17 protein-coding genes are annotated in these 20,773 nt (G+C 45.0%); 2 read left to right on the top strand and 15 right to left on the bottom strand.

All coding sequences use genetic code 11. The annotated features are described in order from the left end of the window. Positions 1-181: 181 nt before the first annotated feature. From LPY66_RS08025 to LPY66_RS08000, 6 genes are all read right to left on the bottom strand, one after another. Positions 182-463: a cytochrome C oxidase subunit IV family protein gene (locus LPY66_RS08025; protein ID WP_337987557.1), complete on the bottom strand. Its 282-nt coding sequence runs from the start codon at positions 461-463 to the stop codon at positions 182-184. After that, a complete protein-coding gene (locus LPY66_RS08020; RefSeq protein WP_337987556.1) occupies positions 460-1,068 on the bottom strand; it encodes a cytochrome c oxidase subunit 3 in 609 nt (202 codons plus the stop codon). The genes LPY66_RS08025 and LPY66_RS08020 overlap by 4 nt, the downstream gene beginning before the upstream one ends. A 28-nt stretch (positions 1,069-1,096) precedes the next feature. Continuing rightward, entirely contained in the window at positions 1,097-1,846 is a 750-nt protein-coding gene (locus LPY66_RS08015) for a hypothetical protein (RefSeq protein WP_337987555.1), read from the bottom strand. Between the two features lie 362 nt (positions 1,847-2,208). Then, the gene (locus tag LPY66_RS08010) at positions 2,209-2,763 is read right to left on the bottom strand and encodes a TetR/AcrR family transcriptional regulator C-terminal domain-containing protein (RefSeq protein ID WP_337987554.1); all 555 of its coding nucleotides are present in this window, start codon (positions 2,761-2,763) and stop codon (positions 2,209-2,211) included. A gap of 112 nt (positions 2,764-2,875) precedes the next feature. Continuing rightward, positions 2,876-4,336: a methyl-accepting chemotaxis protein gene (locus tag LPY66_RS08005; protein WP_337987553.1), complete on the bottom strand. Its 1,461-nt coding sequence runs from the start codon at positions 4,334-4,336 to the stop codon at positions 2,876-2,878. A 76-nt stretch (positions 4,337-4,412) separates the two neighbouring features. Further along, on the bottom strand, positions 4,413-5,600 hold the full coding sequence (locus LPY66_RS08000; RefSeq protein WP_337987552.1) for an FAS1-like dehydratase domain-containing protein: 1,188 nt from the start codon (positions 5,598-5,600) through the stop codon (positions 4,413-4,415). Positions 5,601-6,060: 460 nt separating this feature from the next. On the opposite strand from LPY66_RS08000, the gene LPY66_RS07995 reads away from it, so the two are divergent. Then, positions 6,061-6,255 carry a hypothetical protein gene (locus LPY66_RS07995; protein ID WP_337987551.1) on the top strand — a complete coding sequence of 65 codons (195 nt, stop codon included), beginning with the start codon at positions 6,061-6,063 and terminating at the stop codon, positions 6,253-6,255. 273 nt (positions 6,256-6,528) lie between these two features. Here the strand turns inward: LPY66_RS07995 and LPY66_RS07990 are convergent, their stop codons facing one another. From LPY66_RS07990 to LPY66_RS07950, 9 genes are all read right to left on the bottom strand, one after another. Further along, positions 6,529-7,470 carry an NmrA family NAD(P)-binding protein gene (locus LPY66_RS07990; protein ID WP_337987550.1) on the bottom strand — a complete coding sequence of 314 codons (942 nt, stop codon included), beginning with the start codon at positions 7,468-7,470 and terminating at the stop codon, positions 6,529-6,531. An 88-nt stretch (positions 7,471-7,558) separates the two neighbouring features. Beyond that, positions 7,559-8,425, bottom strand: a complete 867-nt coding sequence (locus LPY66_RS07985) for a methyl-accepting chemotaxis protein (RefSeq protein WP_337987549.1) — start codon at positions 8,423-8,425, stop codon at positions 7,559-7,561. A gap of 210 nt (positions 8,426-8,635) precedes the next feature. Further along, positions 8,636-9,436: a 4Fe-4S dicluster domain-containing protein gene (locus tag LPY66_RS07980; RefSeq protein ID WP_337987548.1), complete on the bottom strand. Its 801-nt coding sequence runs from the start codon at positions 9,434-9,436 to the stop codon at positions 8,636-8,638. 11 nt (positions 9,437-9,447) lie between these two features. Beyond that, on the bottom strand, positions 9,448-12,027 hold the full coding sequence (locus LPY66_RS07975; RefSeq protein WP_337987547.1) for a molybdopterin-dependent oxidoreductase: 2,580 nt from the start codon (positions 12,025-12,027) through the stop codon (positions 9,448-9,450). 20 nt (positions 12,028-12,047) lie between these two features. Continuing rightward, positions 12,048-12,218, bottom strand: a complete 171-nt coding sequence (locus tag LPY66_RS07970; protein ID WP_337987546.1) for a hypothetical protein — start codon at positions 12,216-12,218, stop codon at positions 12,048-12,050. A gap of 211 nt (positions 12,219-12,429) precedes the next feature. After that, positions 12,430-13,632: an MFS transporter gene (locus LPY66_RS07965; RefSeq protein ID WP_337987545.1), complete on the bottom strand. Its 1,203-nt coding sequence runs from the start codon at positions 13,630-13,632 to the stop codon at positions 12,430-12,432. 140 nt (positions 13,633-13,772) lie between these two features. Continuing rightward, positions 13,773-14,759 (bottom strand): uroporphyrinogen decarboxylase family protein, encoded by a 987-nt coding sequence (locus tag LPY66_RS07960; RefSeq protein WP_337987544.1) that lies wholly within the window; start codon positions 14,757-14,759, stop codon positions 13,773-13,775. Between the two features lie 89 nt (positions 14,760-14,848). Beyond that, positions 14,849-16,867, bottom strand: a complete 2,019-nt coding sequence (locus LPY66_RS07955) for an oxidoreductase (protein ID WP_337985078.1) — start codon at positions 16,865-16,867, stop codon at positions 14,849-14,851. Positions 16,868-17,099: 232 nt separating this feature from the next. Next, positions 17,100-18,329 (bottom strand): MFS transporter, encoded by a 1,230-nt coding sequence (locus LPY66_RS07950; protein ID WP_337987543.1) that lies wholly within the window; start codon positions 18,327-18,329, stop codon positions 17,100-17,102. Between the two features lie 487 nt (positions 18,330-18,816). Here LPY66_RS07950 and LPY66_RS07945 point away from each other — a divergent pair, with 487 nt between their 5' ends. Further along, on the top strand, positions 18,817-20,769 hold the full coding sequence (locus tag LPY66_RS07945; protein ID WP_443112481.1) for a sigma-54-dependent Fis family transcriptional regulator: 1,953 nt from the start codon (positions 18,817-18,819) through the stop codon (positions 20,767-20,769). The last annotated feature ends 4 nt before the right edge of the window (positions 20,770-20,773 follow it).

Here is a 20,773-nt window from a genome sequence, read left to right as displayed (position 1 = left end):
TTATGCTTGAAAGGCAGCCGCGGCAATACGGGTTTGTTCGGTATCCATCCCAGGTATTATCCCAGTAAAAATAAGCGAAAGACGTCAATTAACGTCTTTTCTTTTCTCTTTCAAAAATCAATAAAGGGGCGCAGCCGAACACATAAAGCTTCGTTACGCCCTTTCTACTTACACCTATTTTTTACACCATCAATTGCGAGTACCAATATCCTCCGAGAATGATAACGAAGGCTAATAGCGCCCAAATTTCGTAGATGATGCGATGAGGCAAAATCTTTCGTTTCAGTTCCATGAAATAAATGAAAATCAGACGGGCTTTAAATGCCCCAATCATAACAGCCAAGGTCACGGCGAGGTGTACAACGTTGGTCTCCTCCACAAGTATGAAACTTACAATTGTCACAACCATGAGAATAAGCCATATCATTGTTGCAATAGAAGTAGATTGTTCTTTTTTCATCATATCGCCCTCAATAGATAAAACATTGGGAATATCATAACCCAAAGCATATCGACCATATGCCAGAAAGTCGCGCCTGATTCAATCCAGACGAGATATTTTTCATCCACAGGACCTCTCTGTGCTTTAAAAAAACATATGGTCAAAAGTGCAAGCCCTACCATAACATGCACAAAATGAAGACCTGTTATTGAAAAGTAATAACCAAAAAACTGATTGGCAGTTATGCTATGACCCACCATGATATCTTGATAATATCCCACGATCTTCAGTACCCCAAAGGTCAGACCGAGCAGCATGGCAAACAGCAAATTGCTTTTTACCTTGGCCGGAATACGCACTCGCGCTGCCTGTACAGCTTTAACTACGAACCAGCTGCTGGTAAGCAAAACCAGCGTATTGGAAAACCCGATGATGACATTCAGGTGCAGTCTGGATTGCTCAAATAAGATCGGATCAGCGATTCGATCTAAAGTAAAAAATGTAAACATTGCGAGGAATACAAACGCGTCCAAGGTAATGGGAATCCATACACCGGAATCACCTGGCGGGTTCAGCTTGATCTGCATATGTTTTTCTGCCTGCGGAGTACTTGCATTTGATGTCATTATCGCTCACTCCATTAATTATCTTAGACTAATTCGCTTGCTTAACCTCTTCCAATGCCTCTTTCTTCAAACGCGGGAGAGCCTTAATCAGGAAAGCGGACAGTAATGGGCACCAGATAAACCAAATCGGGAACTCAAACCAGAAGTTAAGGTAACCATTACGGGCAAACATACCCTCGTAGAAGAAAGGCATCCAGCACTCGGCGATAAACGCAAAACCGACAAAAATTCCATACCAGGACACCCATTTTGGAACAAGCGGTTTTTCGCGCCAGTCGCTTAGAAAAGCGGCACCCAAGGCGAACATTTGTACAGATGTTACGAAATAAGCCGTATCCATAAGCATCCAGGCATTATCCAGCAGCTGCTGCAGCTGGGTATCCGGAAGGTCCGGACGATATCCGGCAGTCAGCCAGAAACTGCAGGAAACAAGAACCGCTACAACAGTCAACTCGGCACCCATTATTTCGATTGGAATAAGTATACTGTTTTTGCCAACGACCTTTTCCATGACTTTACCAATATAAACGCCCCAGATTCCATAACAAACGGCAAACGTCATACAGACAACCATGCCCAAACGGAAGATATTATGATCATCACGGAAAATTTGGGCAACTTCGGCCGGAGTAAAAGCAGGGTTCATCGGTGGAATATTATGACACATACCCCAAAAAATCATAAAGACAGCCATGAAAATAATTCCGTTCCAGGACATGAGGCCCCAGTGTTTAAATTGGTATAAGGGATCTTTTTCTTTAATTTGCAATGGGTTCATTGCTTATTTTCTCCTCTCGCGTCTTCTTTTTTCACATGTGATCAACGTTTTAGATCATTGTGTATTATGGCGGATGTGTTGGCAGAACTGAAGTTATCCTCAATTTAGGTAAATGATAATTCACCTGCACTGTAAACACCTCCTTTCAAGCCAACCCTATGCCTTAACCGGCAAGGACCGAGTATTTTCTGAAGTTCAATATCTGTCTCAATCTAATTAAAACTCATGAAGACTCGTTTTTTCCAGACACAATAGTGGGGTTATGTGCCTCTCTGGCACATAACCCCACTATTGTGAAAAGCTCTTAGTTAAATCCATAAAAAAACAATCCCCATCATAGATGAGAATTGCTCCTGAATTATTTATATCTCGAAGAAAACTTTTAGTTCCTCGGATATGTTGCAAACCATTTTTCTGGCAATTATCTCCGGGGAATCTGACATTTTCTTATTTATCCATTCACTTGCGATATGAATTTGACCATAACAGTTGTATTCAATAATAAACACCACATCGTCGGTGAGTGCCTCTTTCCCAAAACGTTTTTCGATTAAATTGGTATAGAAATAACAAGCAGATTGGAAAAAAAAATTAAGAAAACAGTTTTGCCCTTCAATACTAAGTGCATTGGAATAAAAGCCCCGATTTTCTTTCATAAAGGTCAGTATCCTGCATACAACCTTCTCCAGTGGCTCAATCTCTGTATATTTTTCTACAATATTATCTAAGTTAGTTTTAAATATCCAATTTACAAGATCATATTTGTCTGAAAAATGATTATAAAACGTCCGCCGTCCCGCATGGCAATGATCGACAATATTTTGGACAGTAATCTTATCAATCGGTCTTTTTTTCGCCAGATCAATAATTGAATCAGCCAAAACCTGTTTGGCATTGACATGCATTTTAGCTTGCATGAAGCACCTTCCTCTCATCAATACACAATCGAAGAATGAATATTTATAAGAGTTGAAGCCATGAAAATAAGCCGATAGCACTAAATATATTGCCCAACAATTAGAAAATCACTTATTGTTTATCAATGACTCCAGTTAATTGATCGCTGGATTTTTTCAATTCCCGCATTAAAACATACAAGGTCTCAATATTGGCATTTTGTTCTTCCGTAGTCGCCATTACCTCCTCCGTTGCAGCCACATGCTGTTCCGAGACACTCGCAATATTTTCTGATTCCATCCGAATATTTGAGAATAACGCGGCTGTTGCTTTGATTTTGCTTAATTCTTCTTCGATATACCCGTTTATACGAATATAGGCGTTCTCCATCGCTTGGAATCCCTGTAGCATGTTGCTTGCAATTGCATTTCCGGATAGGGTAGCCTCTTTTCCCTGTTGAACATCGTTTAGAACCTTCTGCGTTTTAGCTTTTATTTCTGCAATAATTCGATTAATATATTCAACCGTATTAGCACTTTGCTCTGCCAGTTTTTTTATTTCATCGGCAACAACCGCAAACCCTTTTCCTAAGTCTCCTGCTCTGGAGGCTTCTATTGCTGCATTTAACGCCAACAGATTTGTCTGCTGCGCTATTTCAGTAATTCCCGCAAGCGAAGCGTTGACTTTTCCCATTTCTTCATAAAGTTCTTGTACAGCCAAAAACGATTTTTCGGAGGTTTGATTAATGATTTCCATTTGATCGCCCATGTGATTAATTTGGGCAGAGCCATTCAGCACTTCTTCAGATGTTTTTTGGGATTCATCCGCCAGCATATGGGTAAAATTCGTTATCTCAGAAATTTTTTCATCCGCATCCCCCATCATTACATTTATTCTGTTAACACTTTCTGTTTGACTAACAACGCCTTTGGTAATTTCTTGAATTGCATTTGAAACCGCATTACTAATGTCATGGATCACTGTCAGGTTATTGTTACAGGTATCAATGTCAGTGTTAATGGAGAACGTACTTTGTTCCACCACCTTCATTGTGTTACTCAATTCTTGCAGGACAAATTTTGTTTTCCTTTCCTCTGTGCTTGCTGATTGAATCAATTCAGTCCCCCATTGTGTAAGGAAAAATAGAATCAGGGATGTGAAAAGAATACAAATAGCTTGTATGATAAAAACTTGCGTTTGATACAAATTTTGAACAAATTGAAGATAAATGACTGTTATCAGCATTCCGCCGCCGGTAATGAGCGGAAGCCATTTAATAAAATAGAAAGCACTAAAACAGATCATAATTAATGCTAAGGCCGCTGCTGCTTCCGGTATATCCAACATAAGATTACCTAAGGAGATGAGAATAGCGAGCAGCGCGATGGTCATAACAGCATAGTCGGAGATCTTCCTAAAGGTCAACCCAGCAGCAAGGGCTGCGCCAAGCAATAGGATAATGAAAGAAATATAAGTGGAGCAAATCGACATAACACTTAGAATTAGTGTTGTTATCGAACCAAGTGCTAAAAAGACTGTGAAAATTTTATTAACTTTCCGAATATAAGCAGTTGATCCATTTTGTTCTGACATTGCTATTCCTTCTTTTCTATAGAATGGTTTAGACCCTGCGATTACTAATCTCTCGTATCAAGAAAAATATTCATTCTTATACGGAACGCAGCCTTTTTTCCAATGCGCACAGGAGATTTCTTTTTCGAGGCAAGACTATCGTGGCAGTCCCGGGCATGACATCTTCTCCCCGTTGATTGATCGCTTTGGTTGCAATATCAACACAATACTCTCCTTCATCATCCCGGTATTTCCTGACTACCTTTCCTGACAATTTAACAACATCTGAGAAAAAGACAAATTTTGCATATTTGGCATAATTGCGCTTAAGCCAGCCATAATCACCCATCCAATTGGTGAGAAGCTGAATAAGCCAGCAATGTCTCTGAACACCGATATCATAAGGGTAGGGTAAACCGCAGTCTTGTGCTGCCATTTGGTTATAGTGAACCCCATATATAGGTTCCAGCGCAAAACTGTAAGGATCACGGAAACACCACGCAGGATGCTGACCGTATATTTTTAAAGAAGAGGCATGGGCTTTAATTGCAACAGGGGCTGCGCCGATGCAATAAGCAATAACATCGGTAAGACCTAACGGTCCTTTTGCAATTGGCGGCAGAAGATCTCCGGGCTCGGTATCTTCCCAAAAACGAAGTTTTGAGCCGCGGATTTCCTCTTTTAAGATCTGGTCTTCGATTTGCGCCAATTCCTGCTCCGTCCAAGGATGAGGGAGCTGGATGTCCATATACAGTTTATTTTCTCTTGTGGCTCTTCGTTCCGTCCGAAAACCAACTGGACGCGCTACAGCCACCAACTCGCCATTCTGATTATAATACCGCGCTTCCTGCCGCTCAATGACCGTTCTGCCAGCAAAGGAGCTATTTTTTACTTCAAATCCGGAAAAATAGCATTCCGGCCGGATTGTATCATTTAAATAAACCGGCCGATAAAACTCCCACTCTGTGCTTGCATGAATAGCATGAACCCCTTTAAGGCCTTGGAGCACCCAGGTGGGGAAAACACTGTTTAACCAGGACGGAGGTGCAGCAATTCCACGATAAGGGCTTTGGTTCGCGTAGGATTCATCCCGCCAAAGGGGATTTTCATCACCTATCCCATCGGCAAATTTTCGTATCGCGTCTTTTGATGCCAGTTCATTAAAAATATTGTTAACACGTAATTCCATCCCGACTCTTTTTTCAAAATCCTGAAGTGCTTCGTCAGAAATAATCCCATCTTCGATTCCCTTAACTGCTAAAATACTATTCTGTCGTTCGGTCATATGAATAATTCCTCCTGATCATAATTATCGATATATTTGTATATATTTGCTTTTCATGAATATTTTCACCTATTTTTATTACCTTTCTCGCACCGTAACTATACATTTTTCTCAGTATATATAATGTTACGTTTAATTATTTTCAGTAGCAATGCTAGTTGTGTCTGTATGTTTTACTAGTATTTACCCAGTACTCTCTACTCCTCAGTCCTATTTTGTTTAATATTCGATTAATCATCACAGACGAGTACAATGTTCATAAATATTGACCCATACAGACACCATAGATAATGCGTGCTTACCTACCTCAAAAAAACAAATGTCTTTTTACTTAAAGAACGTAATACTGGATACCAGTCTTAAACCAGTATTAATTAGGAGATTAACCGGCGTTGTATATTAATAGGTAATGATATACTCTACACCTAAGGCATATATAATTTTTAAGAGGTGCTTAAAAATGGGAATAACTGAGAAAGACCGCTTAATGGCCAAGGTATGCATCAACTGTCCTGTGTGCAAACATGCACGAAAAACGCAATCCGGACTTGCCTATCGTTTTGTAAAGAATATTGAAAATGATCATTGCCCATTTTGTAAGGCCTATGCAAAGGTTTATGGCAAAAAATCTCACGAACCGATTAGGAATGCGTAAGAAGATTACCACGATGTATTTTTATTTAGCTTGCACAGCCCATGAATTCATCAATAGAACATCCACTATAAGCATAAATATTCGCACCCTTTCAAAATGCTGCAGACCGATCTCAGCTCTCTGGAAGAAATAATGAACCACTATAACAAGAACAGAGCCATTTACCCCTTAGGTTTAACAGCTCTGTTCTTATCTTACTTGTGAAATGTCCTAAACTTGTCTACCCTTTGCAGACTTTTTAATTGTTAGTCACACGATCTGTCGTTCACGGTATTAGTCCGTTGATGTCCGTTTACCCACTCGGTAGTTCGCGATGTCCTCAAACATCTCACGGATACTCTTCGGCTTTTTGCCTGTGAGCGTCTCAAAATCATTCGTGCAATAGCTCATTTTGTCATTGCGTATCGCGGCTCCAAATGTAACCATCCCTTCAGAGCAGAATGGAAACGCCTTGGCGGTCTCCGCCCATTCCCCATCCGTCCGCCGCGGCACACCGAGGGAATCAAAGAAGGCATAGTTTTCTTCATCGCTGACATACTGATAGGTTACTTTTTTGCCGGTGACTTCTGATCCAATAGCACAAAATTCCTCCATGGTGTTCGCTGTTGGTCCCGAAATATAATAGACCGTGTTGTCCTCTCCGGCGCCAGCTGCAACGCACGCGGCGGCTTCCGCACAGTCGTTGCGCGAAACATGGGCCATCCGTCCTTCACCCATGTTATTGGTAAGAACGCCCGTCGCCTCAGCTGCTTCTTCAAAGGCTGAGATCATCGCCTCCGCATATTGGGAATTGCGCAGGAAAACATATTTCAAGGGTGTCGTTAGAATGTAATTTTCTGTATATTGGTGATCGAACTTTTCGTAGGAATCGCAGGAATCGTCACCGCTTCCAACAATGGAGGTATAGACGATTTTTTTGACCCCGGCAGCGACAGCAGCATACACAGCCGCTTTATGGGCATTCCTTCTCTTTTCCCCGACAAACGGCATCGATATCAGCAGCAATACCTCACCGCCGGCAAAAGCTTCTTTCAGCTGCTCCGGATTATTGAAGTCGGCATATCGGGTCTCTACACCTTGCGCCGCAAACTCTTCCAAAACCTTTTTGTTCGGTGCTGTAAAAATCAGATTATGAAGCGGTACTTTCTTCATGATGCTCCGTGCGGCATACCCGCCAAAATTCCCGTCAACACCGGTAATGATAATTTTCCCCATGACCACTCCTCCTTTTCGTATATTATTGAATAATGACACATAAAAATGATTCACTGCCAACATCACTAGAATTTGTTTTTTGTATAGCCTATTCCGTATCAACTCGAATTTTTGCTAAATCTGCCAAGTTCTGCGAGTGTTCATTCACCTCTTCGATTGCAGCCGTAATCTCCTGGGTTGCAGCGGCCTGGTTTTCGGCGATGCCGCCGATTTGGTTGATCTCTGTGATGATATTTCCGATAGACTGGCGCATTTCAGTCAATATTTCTGTGACCATGGACGCTGATTCTTTGCTTTGGGCTGCCAGTTTGCGCATTTCTTCCGCAACAACGGCAAACCCGCGTCCCTGTTCCCCTGCCCGTGCTGCTTCAATGGCGGCATTGAGCCCTAACAGGTTGGAATGAGAGGAAATATCCGTGATGGCAGTAATAACCTTATTGATTTGATTAATTTTTACAGCGGATTCATTGGCGGACAGAACGACATTATCGATCTTATTTGACAGTCCCTGAGACCCGGAGGCAACTTCCTGCAGTCCGGCATTAACTTGCTGCATGGTTGCCGCTAAATCGTGCGCCGTATTTTCGATATTGGACTGTATTTCCATACTCCGGCCGATGGAGACGCAGCCGATTGTTTCACCGCTGCTGTTTTTAATCGGTGAGGTCAACGATAAAAAACGGGAACCCGTATCCTTTTGTACAGCCAATACAGCACTCGGTTTTCCGGTATTTATACACTGCATTAGTTCCGGAACACCAGCCAGTTCCGACCGGGTCAGATCACCGGCACCTTGTCCCATCACCCGGCCGGGAAAGAAATTGCGGAAGTGTGTTCTGTCGGTAATGACCGTCATAATGTCTTCCTGCAAAAGGTCTTTAAGTTTTGATAAAACAAGCGCATACGATTCTAGGATTTCCTGATCGCTTTTATTCGCATCATCGCTATAATCCATTGATTATGACCCTCTTTCTTCACACAATACGCTTAACCCGTGTTGCCTTTTGGTGCGCAACTCTGATCGTAGCAGAAGAGCAGCCGCATCATTGATTTAATATTTAACCCCGGTTAAGTTTAAACAAAATGATTCTGCATACCACGAGGCAGTACGCAGAATCATCTTTTTTTATTGCCTAGGGTTTAAAGGGTATCGAAAGATCCTCTTTTATTTTACCAGCGGGATATCACCGATGTTCAGACTTTCTTTCAGCTCGATGCCTTCTTTGACAACCGGTTGATAGCCTTGGGCTTCAGCCTTCAACGTGTAGCTGCCAGCATTGAGTTTGCGGAACCAGAAATCACCGTATTCATCGCTTGCTGTTTCGGCAGTGTATCCATCCGCCCCGGTCAGAGTCACCTTGGCGCCTTCAATGATATCATCGGTAGCCGGATCCCATACGTCACCGCCAATGAACAGCTTCGGCATATTCAAATAATACACTCGGGGACGCGTGCCGAGTTCAGGACGAATGACGTCTGCCTTGGCTATCTCTGCGGCAAACTCAGATTCTTCGCCAAAACGCAGGGCGTCAACCGCACAGAAATCCACGCAGCGCGGCAGCTGGCCTTCATCCACCAAATGGGCGCAGCCAGTGCATTTCTGAGCAACGTTTAAGTCTTCGTTCCAATAAACAACGCCATAGGGGCAGGCATCAACAAGTTCTTTTTTGCCTTGAGCCTTAACGGGGTCTAAGATGACGAGCCCGTCCTCCCGCTTATAAAAAGCGTCGCTCTTTTTGGCGCAGGCCGGATCAGCGCAGTGCATACAGGTATACGGGGTATATTCCAATTTGACCTTTGGTACCTGGCCATGGGTTTTTTCTTTCAGTTTCATCCAGAAATGTCCGGTATCCGGCTGCGGCTTAGCATAGGGCATCCAGTCATTGTCCACATGTTCGTCTTTACAGGCGAGCTGGCAGCCGTAGCATCCGTTGCATTTCGCGACATCGACTACAAATACTTTCATTTTTGTCCTCCTTATTGTTTGATACGGTTTTCAATACTGACACCGATACCTTTGTCATATTTGCGGCCGAATGCTTCGGGATACTGCTTCGCCATTGCAAATACGTCCACTTTTTCAACGGCAACCAGGAAGCCGCTGGTGCATTCACCGGGCGCATTCTTGGAAGTGGTTGCTGTGGGGCAAATCAGGTTATTGGCACCGGATCGGTCACTGATACCGTCTTCGATCGGATCGAGTCGCGCACCATGATCCTGCAGCACAACGCCGGGTAAGATTCTCTCTGTAACATAAGCTCCACCCATGGTCCAGCCGCGATCGTTATAGATTTTAACAATATCACCATGAACGACGCCGAGCTCTTTGGCATCTTTCGGATTGATCCATACTGGCTCATACTGATAACCGTCAGGACCGGTTACTTTACAGGTTTCAATCTCGCGGAACCACGAAATGTCATCCATATTGGCATGGACCCGCCACTTCGGATGGTTGGAGACGATGAGATACGGGTATTTTTCGCTGCGCGGATGGAGACGGCTTTCCTGGTGACGATCGCCATACGGGATGAATTTCGGATAAGGTCCGCGTTCATCATCATCCGGGAAGTTTTCGGCCAGAGACTCCGAGTAAATCTCAAGCTTACCTGTCGGTGTATTTAATGCGTTTTCTTCAGGATCTTTATAGAACAGCTCAAAACCGCGGGGAACGTCTTCCCAGTTTTCGGCTGTTGGTGACAGGTAATAGCCATTTTTCTTGAATTCTTCATAGCTGATGTAATCCTGCAGCCCGGAGGTTTCAAAACCATGGCGGATCCATTCTTCCAGGCTCTTGCCTTCCACATAGGCATCATAGACACCCAGCTTCTTGGCTACTTCTCCGACTGCTTCCCAGTCGCTTTTTGATTCGCCCAGGGGTTCTACGGCTTGTTCTTCATAGTAGATGGAAGAATAGCTGCCACCGACATTGTCGACACCGATGTCTGTTTCTTCATATTTCGTGTTGATTGGCAGAATGAGGTCTGCGTAGAGGCAGTCATTTTCCAGCCAGGGATGCTGCGCGATGATCGTCTCGATCCGATCGCTGTGCAACGCTTCAATCATGGAATTGCCGCCGTTCCAGCAGGTTGTCCAACACGGAGTGTCTGTCCAGATCATACGGATTGGTTTAGCCCCGGGGATGGGATAATGATATTCAATAAACTGATCCCAGCGCGGCCAGCCGGCGACAGTAAAGCCATGCCAGCTCAGCGGATTGTCTTCGGTATAATCGCCGAGTAGCGCCTGCGGAATCAGCGTCTTAGGAATGAAGGATGCCGGCTGCACGAAATTATAACCGCGATACGCTTTATCTAGGCTGGGTACAACTTCCGACTTCGGCGGCGGCTGCTGAGTATCCAGACCATAGAAGTTCCATTCGATGAACTTAATAATATTGCGGCCCGGAGCTCCCATGCCCTGCATTGCCATCAGACAGACTTCAAGGCGTCCGGGTTCATGGGAGTAGGTCGAACGAATCAGTGAACCGCCGTTGCAGTGCGCGATAGAAAAGGCTTTTTTAGCCCAGTTGCGGGCCAGCGCTTTAATGGTACGGGCTGGAACACCGCAGATCGGTTCGGCCCATTTGGGTGTCTTGGGGGTCTTGTCGTCATCTTCCCCAAGGATATATTTCTGCAGGTATTCAAACCCGACAGAATGCGTGGCGATATAGTCTTTGTCCCAGGTATCTTCTGTGAGCCAGGTATACATAATCGCCAGGTGAAGTGCTGCGTCTGTATTCGGGAATACCGGCACCCACTTGTCGTTATGCGCTGCAGCGCCATAGTTCACATCGGGGCAAATGTAGACCTGCTTGACGCCAATTTCCGTCAGCCAGTTACAGTAACGGCTCGGCATTTGGCCTCCCCATCCCCAAGGTGTTGTTTCCATATCGCATCCCCAGAAAACGAGCGTATCTGTATTTTCAGCAATATCCATAAGCAGGTTACCCATATCGGCCTGCCCGACGGGGTCCTGTCCCCAAACGTGTTTCGCGCCCCAATACCAGCCTTCCCAGCTGTCCGGTTGTCTTGCCTGCATGGTGTAGCCCCCAAGCACGTCAAAAAGTCGTGTGTTGCAGCCGTGCGCAGCGTGAACAACTTTGGTTTCGCCATGGCCGTCACATTGCAGAAGAACCGAATATAAGCCATATTCTTTTTCCACACGTTTGATTTCCGAAGCAATGATATCGGTTGCTTCATCCCAGCTAATGCGGACAAATTTACTCTTACCGCGGTTTTGCGGATTTCTTTCCCCATTAGGATCCCAGTCCTCACGTTTCAAAGGAAAGAGAATACGGTTCGGAGATGTAATTCTTTTTTTGTAGCCGATAGCATGGGTCGGGATCAACGATTTATTACAGGCACTGAATTCGCTGCCGCGTGCCTTGATCGTCCAGGGACGGAATTGCTCCATGTCATAGGCTTTGTCGTATCTGGCAGGCCGGGTACGCAGTACTTTCCCGTCTTTAACATCAATTTCGGCAAGATTGGCGCCGATACCAAACGAACAAAGACCAGTACCCTTATAAACTGTTTTTATGTCTTTATTGGACATTAATGGGTTCCTCCTTTTTCTTATTCTTTCTTTTCGTCTGAGGGGGCATTGGCTGTCAAATCTGCTTTACACTTGGTACACACTTTCATTGTCGATGCGCATAAAGCCCCGCAGTTCGGGCATTTTTTGGGAGCGTTCACCGCCGTGTCCTTGGTTTGCTGATACGGCAGGACAAATTCTTTTTTTGCCATTCTATCACCTCCATGCTGTAACAGTCCCATCAAATGTCTACAGTTAAATATTGCATATAGTGTGCCAGAACTTCTCATAACCTGAAATTGGGCTAAACCTGTTGATTAAGGCGGTTTTTGTCTAACACGCTGCGTTAATGCCGAAGTATCCCCTGTCTTTCAGGAAATAATCTTTCTATATTTCGAACAGAAGTCACAGCGCATCAAACCATTATTCCATTCTCTGCGTGGGCCGAATACTCTCAGGGATTTTCGGTGTCGCTCTGTCAAATAGGAAGGCAACAACACCAAGTACACTTAAGATGATGGCGCCAAGCCAGAGTGACGGTCTGCCGGGAGCCATGCCAAAAGCGCCTGTCAACGCGGTCAGAACAAACGGGGAAAAGAAACCGCCTAATCCGTTGAAGGCTGAGAGTAAGGCAAATGCCGATCCAGCTGCTGCGTAAGGAACAATCTCAGAAGTTTTATTAAAGAAGTTGGAGCCGGCAAAACCTAAACCTACACCGATAATGACAAAGGAGAGGTAGATCAGATTGATTGACGTTCCGGCGTAGACAAACACGAAGAAACCGATTGCTACGACCCAATAACATGCCAGCAGGGAGAAACCTTTGAGGAAATTACGAATGTGCGAGAAGAAGAAGCCCCCTACAAAACCGCCCAGGGTCATAATGGAGAAGGCTGTACCGATCTGACCACCGGTACCGACGCCTTCAGTGATGATAATGATGGCTGCATTGGTAACAACCGCAGCAAAGCCGACGTTCCAAAGCGCGTTCAAAACGCTGAGGACCCATTGACGGGCCGGTACCTTGGCTTTTTCCTGAGCCGTTCCCTTAACCAATTCCGCTTTTTTCGGAGGCTCCGGCAGGAACAAGAGCGGGATGGCAAAGAAAAGAATACCGAGGAGATAGGAAAAGAACGTGTAATGCCAGTTTACGGCAGCAAGACTTCCACCGAGCTGCTGGAAGATGATACCGCCAAACATGCTGATCGCAAAGGCCCATCCGATCATCTTCTGTTTTTCGTTGCCGTCGTAATAGTCAACGATATAATCGTTAGCCATGGGATACATAAGTCCTACGCCGAAGCCGACAACAGCACGGAAGAACAGGATGAGATAAATGTTATTCAAAAAGGCCGGCGCGATCCCGCCGATGATAAAGCAGAAAACGGCGATATAGAGAATGACTCTTTTTCTCAAGACTTTGGCAAACCAGCTGTAAGCCAGTCCGCCAAGGACGATCGTTAAGTAGGTTATGGATGCGATATTTTGGATGAGAATCGGATTGACGTCCGGCATCGCGGCCTGAATGATACCGAGAGCCGGCGTGGCTGCCCCTGTGCCAACTTCCTGCAGAGCGATGAGGAGAATAGCCAGTTTGAGTAAAATACCACTATTCGCTTTCTTCATAAGTTCTCTCCCTTTCTTCATTACAAATCAAATACCACCAGTTTATAAGAACGAAATCTTTTATAAGAAATTCAACTACAGGGAATACTTTGTGGAAAACTTATGCCCGACTCAATTGTCGCTGAATATATTTGATTTTCCTAAAACATCTCTTTGCTCATTTTATCGATCAGTTTGTTTACTTCATCGTACACGCCCGGGAATGAACTGGCAGGCCCGCCTTGGGTCAGACACGGGATAAAAAAGTTTTTGCCAATCGTACGGCAGGCTTTTTCCACATGTTCCGCACAAATTTCCGGTTTCCATTCCGGAAAATCGATTTCACCGCTATGGAGCGCTCCCATAAACGTCAATTTGCCGCCGTATTGCTTAACTAGTTCCGGAATGTTATTAGTATTCATCACACCTTGCCAAATATCAATTCCGACCTCGATCATCGCCGGCACAAGGTTAGCTGCAAAAGAATCACTGTGATGAACGATCAGCTCGACGCCGTTGGCTTTATAAAAACCATAGATTTTTTTATAAGCCGGAACGAAGAACTCCTGGAACATTTCCGGGGAAATAAAGGAATTCTTCTGGCTGCCCCAGTCGTCATGATGGAAAAGCGCATCCGGATGGATTTTATCAATAATGATTTTGGCATAAGCCAGCTCGTATTCCGTTAAATATTCAATGAGCTCGCGCATCGCTTCCGGTTCTTCATACAAAGCCATTAACGCATCCTCTACACCCATTAAGTGATGGGTCATTTCAAAAATGCCCGGTGCGATAAACGCTGTAACAAATTCCTCGTTGCGGTCCACTTGGTTGGCATGAGCAACCGCTGGAGCCCATACCTCATCTTCGGTTGGGATAACCGGTGCGTTCACTTGGTTCTTCCATTCCGTAATATCTTTCAAAACCTTGTGTTCATCATCATGGACAGGGAAACCGCCTAATTGCCCTTCCGGCCAGCTCCACGTAACTCCCCAGGGATCTTTGCCGTATCCGCCCCCAGGTGCGGGCATCCCCTTCATCATAACCGAAGCTTCATAAATGAGATGCAGAAATTCATATTGCTTGACAAAACGATCCGGGCTTCCGCCTCTGATCGTTTCCAGTAAATTTTGTCTCTTGGTTAACATTGCTTATTATCCTCCTATCTATATAAGTCGTAATAAATTAGTCATAATTACTTTTATTTCATTATCACTTTGTATCATGATTGAATCGCTTAATACCGGCCTATATCCGTGGCGATCTGGTAACCGACAGAGGTTGCTTCATAAATGGTCTTTGGTGTCACACAGTCCCCGATGGTATAGAATTCCGGCGCATAGTCAGCCAGCGCATATGCTTCCTCGCGCAGGGGTTTCTGACCGATGGCATAAATCACCGTATCCGCTTCGATCGTCCTGATTCCATCCGCCCCTTCAACAACCAACCCTTCAGCCGTCACTTCCAAGGCTTTCGTGGATACACGGATCTGCAGGTTCTTGAATTTTTTCAATTCTTCCATCAACCCGACCCCATGCACCAGCGGGAATCCCAATGGCATTTCCATCAGCCCGCTCATCCGTCCGGACGTGCCTTCCACTTGCGGCGGGGTGGCAATGGTTCCGTTCGCCATTTCTACAATGGTGATGTCATGTCCTTTTTGGGCAAGGAAGATCCCCAGCTCGATCCCAACCAGTCCGCCCCCCATGATGACTGCCTTATTGCCAACAATCTCCGGCTGGTAATAGACTGCCTCCGCACCGACCACATTCTTCCCTTCGATCCCCGGGATATTCGGGATCATTGGCCGGGCACCCATGGCCGCGATAATCACATCCGGCTGGAAGGACTTGGCGAGTTCCGGCGTTACTTCTGTATTCAGGTGAAGTTTGATCGGCGAACGGGATACCTTTTGGGCCTGACGCTTGATATAGACAGCGAGATTGGCCTTAAACGGGATATTCTCTTCACATAACAACGCTCCGCCCAGCCTGTCCGACTTTTCACAGAGAATAACGGTGTGTCCGCGCTTCGCTGCGGTCAATGCCGCTTCCATTCCGCCCATGCCGCCTCCGGCCACAAGCACGGTCTTCTTATGCATTGGCGGTGCTTGGGTCATACTCAGCTGCTCGCGGCCTATTTCCGGATTCACTGTACAATAGAAGACACCGCCCACCGTACTGTGGGAGAAACAATTGAAGCAGCGCAGACAAGGTGTGATCTCTTCTTCACGTCCCAGACGCGCCTTGATCGGCAGATCCGGATCAGCCAAAGTCTGCCGTCCCAGGGCCACCACATCGGCTTGACCGGAAGCGATGATCTCTTCCATCATGGCCGGATCCGTTAACGCACCGACTGTGGCTACCGGGGTTTTGACTACTTTCTTGATGGCGGCGGCATACGTGACATTACATCCGTCCGGACGGAACATCGGCGGGTGTGTGGCCATGGAAGCCGCGTCGATTTCATGGTGCCCCACCGAGACATGGATCAGATCCACGTGGCCGTCCAGGGCTTGGGCAATTCGGATGCCTTCGTCTATATCGTAGCCGTCCGGCAGAAATTCCGTCCCGCTCATCCGGAATTCGATGGGTACAGCCGGACCGATCCGTTTGCGGACCGCTTCAACAACAGCTAACGGGAACCGCATCCGGTTCTCGATGGATCCGCCCCATTGGTCGGTCCGTTTATTATCCCGGGCTGAGATAAACTGTGACATCTGCCAGCCATGTCCGCCATGCAGGGTGATCATGCCAAACCCGCATTGCCGGGCGAAGGATGCCGCATCGGCATAGGCCATGATCAATTCCGCGATCTGTTCGTCATTCATCCCCCGGATTTCCACGCCGTCCGGACGGATGCCGTCACAGGGGCCTAAGACATAGCCTCTGTTTTCCGGCATGAGCAGCGGATTGGCGTTTTGCCCGGCATGAACAAGCTCAATGGCGGCCATTGCCCCATGACGGATGATCGCCGTGCTGACTCGGGTGAAGTTGGCTTTCCCCAAAAAATCGTTGCCGCGCATCTGAAAAGGATGACTGCGGCCGTAGGCAGCATCGACCATCATATCGCCGACACAGACGGACGCAAATCCCCCCAGTGCTTTTCTTTCATAGAAATAGGCGGCTTCTTCCGTGAGAAACCGATTGTCGGTGAGTCCCGGGTAATCCTGGGGCGAGGCAAATATCCGGTTGCGGAATACGGTTTTACCCAATTGGATAGGTTCAAATAGATGTTTGAATTTGTATTGACTCAAAGGAAAGACCTCATTTCTTGCCAATCTCTGAATAGATTGGTACGTCGTTATTGAATGATGAAACATTTCACTAAATAATCGATAATCTATAATCTATAATCTATAAGTCCGTAAGTGAATCATTTCTGAGAAGGACTGCTCCAGGCAAATCCCCGGCAGCAGCCCTTTGATTTGGTTTTATGATTTGCGTTGAATAGAGTCAGGAAGGAAAGAAATAGAAGAAGTTTTTCGACTATACTTGTGGATTGACTTTGCTTTGCGCTTTATAGTTCTTTGACAGCAGCATGTTCAAAACAATGGCAGCGACAACACCAACTAATGTAATTACCAGCATAAAGATACTGAGTTTGCTCCAAACACCGCCAAAGGAAGCGACGAGGGGTCCGGTAAAGGTATTGGATAAAATCCCGGAGAGGTTTGCGCCCAGAGAAATAATACCCATGGTTGCAGCAATTCTTTCGGGACTGCCCGCTGCGGTGGGTGCTATGGTAAATATCGTCGGCGGAATCAGCTGCTGTATAACACCTGAAGCAAATACAAACGGGACCAGGATTGCCACGGCTTTAATTTCGAATTGCAGGTAGAAGAAAACAGCAGCAAGCGCCATGATAATAATCAGGACCAGACCGTGATTTTTGTTTTTAATCCGGTTGAGCAATAAACCAATTAAGATGCCGCCAATGATCATGCCTATCGTGGCATAACTGACAATGGAATTGGCAGCGGCCATGTCCAATCCGAGAGCCTGTTGGAGGAATGTCGAATAGAAGCCGGAAAATGCAGCACACGGCCAGCCAAAAGCAATAAAGATGATGGCGAGCAGCCAGGCCATCGGCGATTTAAATCCTTCCAGTAAAGAAACTTTTTCGCCCTGTTCCAACTTAGGTTCATTGGCGCCTTCTCCTTCTTTCGGAAGTCTGACGATTAAGGCAAAAAGAATACCCACAATAATAAACAGAATCGTCACTAACCACCAAGAACCCTTCCAGCCAAATTGGGGAACGATAACATTGGTCATTCTAAATATAATCAACATCCCAATGGATACCCACAGGGACCATATAGCCATCGGAAGTCCGCGTTTTTGAGCTGGAAACCAAGCGGCAATAATCGTAGGAACAACTAAACTGATTAGACCAAATCCAAAACCCTCAATCGCCCGACTGAAGATGAGAAGTGAAAAATTGCTGGAAAAAGTACCGATCAGGTTGCCAATCAGGGTACAGGCCATCGCAGCCAGCCCCATATTCTTAGGTCCGATTTTTTGCATAATAGCGCCGCCAGGTAAGGCAATAACCGTACTGGTGATTGCTATCGCTGTCATGACTAAACCGATAACAGCAATACTCACATTAAATTCCTGCATGAGCAGAACCATTGTAGGCGGAACTTTAAACAAACTAATTGCGAAGACGACTCCGCTGCAGATAGCAACAATTGCCATAAGCCATGCTTTTTTCATATTCATTTCTCCCTTTTTACAACATTTTTTGATTAATAATTATTTATTAGGACACAATTCTGGACATAGGTGCTCATGTCGATCGTACAAACATGACTTCTTAGAAGGGTTAGCTCAGTGATACTCTGTTTCTTTGAATTCCTGTACCTCCCTTATCTTTAAGATTAGACATCGATGCAAACTATTTTTCCTCCCTGTTTATAGAGATTGCAAAAAATATGCCATCGGAAGGAACCGAAAAAAAGCATGATAAATAAAGCATTGCCATACTTTAATCGCTCCCCTGCCAAATGCCATTTTCTATAAATAAAGAATTTTTTCTAGATTCCCATAAAAATATAAAAATAGGTGTAAATATGATATAATCTGCTAAAATGTACTTACATCATCACATATGATTGATTTATTGCCAATATAAGGGGTGCTTGTTTTGTTATCTGACTCAAAACCCTCCATTTTATATGGAAATCAAAAAATCGACAAAGATATGCGGGAAAAGGTCACGGAGATAAAGAAAAGATTTTTGGAAAACGATGAAGATCCAAGAGTGTCTCCCTATGTCCCATTAGAGATTGCCGAATCCTGGATTCGATCTAAAAATAATCATGTCGATCCCTATACAAATCATCTTGGCTATATGCTTTCACCTGAAGAGCAAGAAATTTTAGCAGAGAGTAAAAAGGATCTCATTGAAATTGCCGTCCCCTTTATGAAAAAGTACTTGAGCCTTTTATCAGTATCCGGATATACCCTGTTGCTGACCGATGAGAAAGGCACACTTCTTTATGTTGAGGGGGAAGGGCGAAACGAACCGCACTTAAAATTCGGATCCGTTGTCAGCGAAGAATACGCCGGCACAAACGCCCATAGTTTGTGTGTCCGCCTTGGGCAAGCCGTGCAATTTATCGGCCCTTATAATTACAGTGTCACATTGAATGAAAATATTGTATCGGCTGCTCCCATATTCGATGAAAACCATCATATTATTGGAGCGCTTACCATTTATCAGCTGATACCGGAAAACGACATCTCTAATATGCAAACACATTCTTTGGGCTGGGTCATTTCGATGGCTTATGCCATTGAACAACAGCTTATTCTAAAAAAATCCAATAATCATTTAATTCTAAGTAACGGAACCCTCGAAGCGACATTATCCTTTGTCAGCGGCGGTTTGATTACCCTGAACAAACAGGGCTATATTTCGCATATTAATCAAGAAGGTAACACTATTTTATCGCTTGGTTTTGCCAGTCTCAATGACGAGCACTATTCCCAATATATTAAAGATACAAGACCAATCAAGGATGCTTTAGAGAACGGCATCCCAGCCCATAATCATGAAGTAATCATCATTAAAGATCATCTTGAGAAACGTTACCTCATGACAGTCAATCCGGTTTTAGACGAGAATAATATTCCAAACGGTGCCGTCATCCATCTTTCTCCGATCGAAGGTATTAAAAAACTAGTCAATGACTTACGGGGCGCCCAAGCCACCTATGGCTTTGAAAATCTGGTAGGCAAAAGTCCGATATTCTTGGAAACAATCGCGACCGCCAAGCAATTCTCCAAAATGTACGCCAATGTTCTCATCCAAGGCGAAAGCGGGACAGGCAAAGAACTTTTTGCCCAAGCCATCCATAAAGATTTTCGGCCGGAAGGCCCGTTTATCTCCATTAACTGTTCAGCGATGCCGCGTAACCTTATCGAGAGCGAATTATTCGGTTATGAAGGCGGTGCCTTCACCGGCGCTGAGAGGAAAGGAAGACCCGGCCTGATCGAATTAGCCAATGAAGGAACACTCTTTTTAGATGAAATCGGGGATATGCCTTTGGAAATCCAACCCGTATTGCTGCGGGTTCTTGAAGACAAAAAGGTACTGCGTATCGGCGGCCAAAAATATATTCCTGTCGACTTCAGAGTGATCGCCGCAACCAATAAAGACCTGAAAACAATGGTGATGGAAAAAGCCTTCAGAGAGGACCTTTACTATCGCCTGGCTGTATTTAAACTTAAGATTCCGTCTCTAAGGAAAAAGAAAGACGATATTTTAGAACTGGCCAACTTTTTTATTCAGGGCACCTGCAAAAGAGTGGGAAGAAAAGAAATCCCCAGTTTAAGCAGTCCAGTCAAAGAAAAACTTATAGAATATAACTGGCCGGGAAATGTACGCCAATTAGAAAATGCGATGGTCTATGCCGTAACCATGGCTCAAAGTAAACTCATCAATCTCAAAGACCTGCCGGATGATATCCTCTATCCGGAAATAATCAGCAATCAGCCGTCAAATGCGGTTTCTCTCGAAGATGCGGAGAAAAATGCCATAAAGAATGCCATCATCCAAACCGATTATAATGTTGCCGATGCTGCTGAAATCCTGGGCATTGCCAAATCGACGCTCTATAATAAACTGAAGCAATACAATATCCCGTTGTAATGAT

It is taken from the genome of Dehalobacter sp. DCM, from assembly GCF_024972775.1.
GTDB lineage: Bacteria > Bacillota > Desulfitobacteriia > Desulfitobacteriales > Syntrophobotulaceae > Dehalobacter.
The sequence above is the reverse complement of the archived record's forward strand: the minus strand, read 5'-3'. Positions and strand labels throughout refer to the sequence as shown.